5 protein-coding genes are annotated in these 3978 nt (G+C 59.8%); all 5 read right to left on the bottom strand.

Annotated elements, in window-relative coordinates:
- Positions 1-121: 121 nt before the first annotated feature.
- On the bottom strand, positions 122-418 hold the full coding sequence (locus EN750_RS22255) for an HNH endonuclease signature motif containing protein (RefSeq protein ID WP_127397656.1): 297 nt from the start codon (positions 416-418) through the stop codon (positions 122-124).
- Complete coding sequence (locus EN750_RS22250) at positions 415-2055, bottom strand: terminase large subunit (protein WP_127397655.1); 1641 nt, start codon at positions 2053-2055, stop codon at positions 415-417. Before EN750_RS22250 ends, EN750_RS22255 begins: the two co-directional genes overlap by 4 nt.
- Complete coding sequence (locus EN750_RS22245) at positions 2028-2387, bottom strand: hypothetical protein (protein WP_127397654.1); 360 nt, start codon at positions 2385-2387, stop codon at positions 2028-2030. The genes EN750_RS22250 and EN750_RS22245 overlap by 28 nt, the downstream gene beginning before the upstream one ends.
- Positions 2377-2814 (bottom strand): hypothetical protein, encoded by a 438-nt coding sequence (locus tag EN750_RS22240; protein ID WP_127397653.1) that lies wholly within the window; start codon positions 2812-2814, stop codon positions 2377-2379. The genes EN750_RS22245 and EN750_RS22240 overlap by 11 nt, the downstream gene beginning before the upstream one ends.
- A gap of 729 nt (positions 2815-3543) precedes the next feature.
- A complete protein-coding gene (locus tag EN750_RS39560) occupies positions 3544-3759 on the bottom strand; it encodes a hypothetical protein (RefSeq protein ID WP_189526376.1) in 216 nt (71 codons plus the stop codon).
- Positions 3760-3978 lie beyond the last annotated feature (219 nt).

Raw genomic sequence — 3978 nt, 5'->3', positions numbered from 1 at the left:
GCGATATTCCGCGTCCATGCCGGCCATTGCGGCGGCTTCGTCGGCGGACGGCTTCTCCTTACCGACCAGTTCGGCCAGAGACTGGCGAATTTCGGACTGACGGCGCTGGATTTTTACAGATTCAAGCACTTAGCTTCCTTTCAAGTAGAGACGCCCAAGCTTCACGCTCGGGGTTTGGTTTAATGCCGCGTTCGGCATTCGTTGCTTTGGTGTGGCAGGTCGGGCAGAGGCAGGTGACGTTGCCCAAGTCAAAGGCGAGTTCCGGTGCCTGCCGCACCGAAATCTTGTGATGCACTTCCAACCGGCCGCTGGCGCCGCAGCCGGTGCATTTAAAACCGTCGCGGCGCTTGGCCTCGAGCCGCAGGGCTTGCCATTGCGCCGAGCGGTATACGGAGTATCCGGCGCGACCGTGCTTCATACCCACGAAGCGGCACGCGCCTTCTTGACGGGCCTGGCGGCTCGCCGGTTGCCTTCCGCCACAGCCAGGATTGCCGCCGCAGCCGCGTCGATGCGGCCCAGCGAACGGGCCTTTGCTAGCTTATGATTCCCGGCGGGATCGATAAGCGTGATCGCATCGGCCATCGCGGAGCGCAGCAGCAGCGACGGGCGGGTTTGCACATGCCCGTCAAACAGCGCGCGGCGGAACCGTTCGATGTCTTCGGAGCCGTCTTTCCAACCGAAACCGCGCCAGATGAACGGCACGCGCGATAGACCGGCGCCCTGCATGGCTTCCACGAATTCGGCATGTCGAAACCGGTCGCCGACAATGCAGGAGATGGTCGCGCCGTCCGCTAGTTTGACGACTTCGGCGAGCCATAGGCCGGGCGGAACGGTGTTTTCGCCGAGCGTGGTGAGTTCGCCCCGTTCCTGCATCTCCGTATAGCGGCCAGACACGCCGTCAGCCGCGCCACGATCAGCAAGACCGGGCTTGGTCGGGAAGGTGCCTACCGCCTCCAGACGGCCCGTGGCAGGCCAATACAGCGCCGCTGCCGACATCGAACGGGAACCGCCAAGGTCGACGCCAAGGACGCACTCACCCTCGCGTGCCGGTAGCGCATCGGGTGCCACCTCAGCGGCAAGCCATTCGTCGACCGTAACAAGCACGCTGCGATCTTCGGTCGAGACACGCTCGTTCCGATTGAGATTGCGGAACGACGATAGCGCCGAGCCGCCTCTGGCGATTGCCCGGCGAGCTTGCGCCTGCAACCATTCAAGCGAAGCGCCAATGCCCTCAGCGGCGCCAGGATTGGCTACCAGAAGGCTTTCCGCGTCGTCTGCGGGAAGCCCAAAGGCCGGGCGGTGTTCCTGCACGTACGTGCCGGGTGGCGGCTCATCCAACCAGCGGCTGAAGGTGTTCGCATCGTCCGGCGCGCTGGTTGAGATGATAAGGGCCTTGCCGCCACGCTTGCCAAGGCCGGACAAGATAGCGTTTTCGAGCAGGTCGCCTTTTTCGCGTTCCCATGCCGCCCGCTCATCTAGAATCGCAAGGTTTGGTGCACCGCCCAAGATCGAACGGCCATCCGCTGCGATACAGCGAGCCAGGCCGCCACCGTTGCCGCTGTATTCCACCTCCAGCCGCGAGCCGCGCCGGATTGTGAAAAGCTCTTGCTCCTCATCCGGCAAGCTCTCGATGAAGCCGACAATGAAATTGAAGGCCGTTTTCGCCTGATCCCTGTTACGGGCAGCCAGGATAATTTCGCGCTTGGGCTGCGAGTCCCATTTCCCCATTACCGCAGCAGCGGCCAGACCAGCCGAGAGGGCCGTCTTCGCGTTGCCGCGGCCGATCGACAGGCAAGCCACCATGTTCGCCGGATCGAGAGCACCGCGGACAAAGCTTTTCTGAAAACCGGCGAGCTTTAGTGGCTTGCCGGCGTTCGGACCCTCTGGAATTTTCAGGGTTTCGAGGAAGGCAATGGCGATTTCGGCCGCCGATTTTGTCCCCGATTTTTTTCGGGAAAGAGAACGCAACAGGTAGACGCCGGTATCCACTTTCTTGCGTTTCGGGGGTATTGGAACCGCTTTCGCGCTCATGGCGCCGCGCTCGTGATCGAGCATTGCAACACCCACATCACACTTGCGGGATCGATCGCAATGTTGACGACAATCCACCACGCGCCGTCGATGTAGACCTTGTCCAGTGCCTTGGGTGTTGCGGCCAGCGTGCCGACGAGCAGTTCAATCTTTGCATCGGTGCGCGGGATGCCCGACTGGCCCGCATACTGCGCGTCATACGAGCCGCGCACGCCCTCACATGGATAGGACGTGTCATAGCCAGGCACCTCGTTACCATGGCCATCATCGACCACGCTGTATTGCCAAAGCACAGCGCTGCGTAACTCGCCGGCAAGCGCAGCCGTCACGTCCGACTTGAGATCATCAAGCAGCATTCTTGTACATCTCCGCGCACGCTTCAGTTACCCGGCCGGCAATGGCGCCGATTGGGATTAGTGTTTGAGATTTCTCGACAAGCAGCCGCGCCACATCGCGGTCAGCGATGATCCGTCCGCTTGTGGCGCTAACCGTGCCGGTCGGTACGATCAGGATGGCGTCGGGGTCTGGTGGTTGCTGCAAGTGCTCGAATGCCGTGGCAACGGCAGTAAGCAGCACCATGCCGCTACGCTCTAGCTCGCGCGCCACGGCAAGCACGGTAATGTCCTTGATTGAGAACCACCGCCTGCCGCCGCGCTTGCCTGCGAATAGGCATTCCGCGCCATCCTTGAGGCGATGGATAATCACGTCCAGATTGCCTCGCCGCAGGCCGGCCAGGCTTGCCGCTTCTTCGACGGAAAAGCAGCGCTCCGCATAGGTCGGCATCGCTGCCTCCTTTCAATCTGTTAGAAGTTCGTTTGAATAAAAAAGGGGAGGCGATCAGCATCCCGCTGACCGCTTCCCAAGCGTCCCCGAAAGGACGGCTCGCCAGTTTCACAAGTCCGGTAAGGCTTGCCAGATGCACATGCGCGGAATGTTAAGATCGGCGGGCCGCACATGGGCTTAGACGACGCTGGCCGCGCCGCAGGATAACCCCGCCTGAACTGAAACTGTGTGGCTACCTACCTATAAGCGCGCTGGCGCCAAACTGGTACGTATCAAGACTTCCTACCTATAAGCGCCTTGGCGGCTGATTGGTTATAACCAGCCTTCCTATCTATACAGGGACTTTGGGGAATGTGGTGCGTACCAGCCCCTCACTATACTCCGGGCTGAAGGGCAGAAAATGGACCCCCCTTACTGCACTCCGGGCTCAACTCGAAAAACGGAACCCTCTCACTATACTCCGGGCTCGATCGCGAAATGCGGCGCCCTTCACCTATACAGGTTGTGAGATCGCGGTTTCCCTACCCCTCACTTACATTCACCATGAAAACCGGCAAAAGCGGCAATCCCCTCACTATTACAGGGTCACGAGATCGCGAAAAGGAACCATCCCCTCATATACATACGCTACAAGTGGCCACGAAAAGGCCTTCTGGCACAATAGCTTTATTGTGACTGGTACAAAGAAAGTGCCACGCGGCGGTTCGGCTTCCGCGTGGCTAACTGGGATTAGATTCGCGGCGCGATATCCCCGAAGGTGAGATGAACCTCAACTTCCTTGAAAGAGCCGTTGGTGTCTACCTGCCAGCGGACGTCCTGTACTCCGAGATTTGACGTTCCGCCCGTGTGTTTGAAACAAACGACTTCTCCAATTCGAGGAATGGCGGGCCAGTCGGCCTCGACGCCACTACCGTCCAACTCTTCACTGAAAATCCGGACCTTCATTCCCAATCCCTTTCTCACTCGTCGTCGCAAGGCAGAGGATTAACCTCGGCTTTCGGTAGCCAAACCCTGGTCTCACCAATCCGCACAAGCACGCGGCCTGCCTCTTCGGCAACAACAGCGCCGACAATTTCCACAAGCCCACTTTCCATTGCTTTCCTCCGACGCCACCGTGGCGCAAAGAGGACTATATGATTTATAGTGTTGCTTTGTCTATTACTG

The organism is Mesorhizobium sp. M7A.F.Ca.ET.027.03.2.1 (assembly GCF_003999175.1).
GTDB lineage: Bacteria > Pseudomonadota > Alphaproteobacteria > Rhizobiales > Rhizobiaceae > Mesorhizobium.
This window is presented reverse-complemented; position numbering and strand designations above follow the sequence as displayed.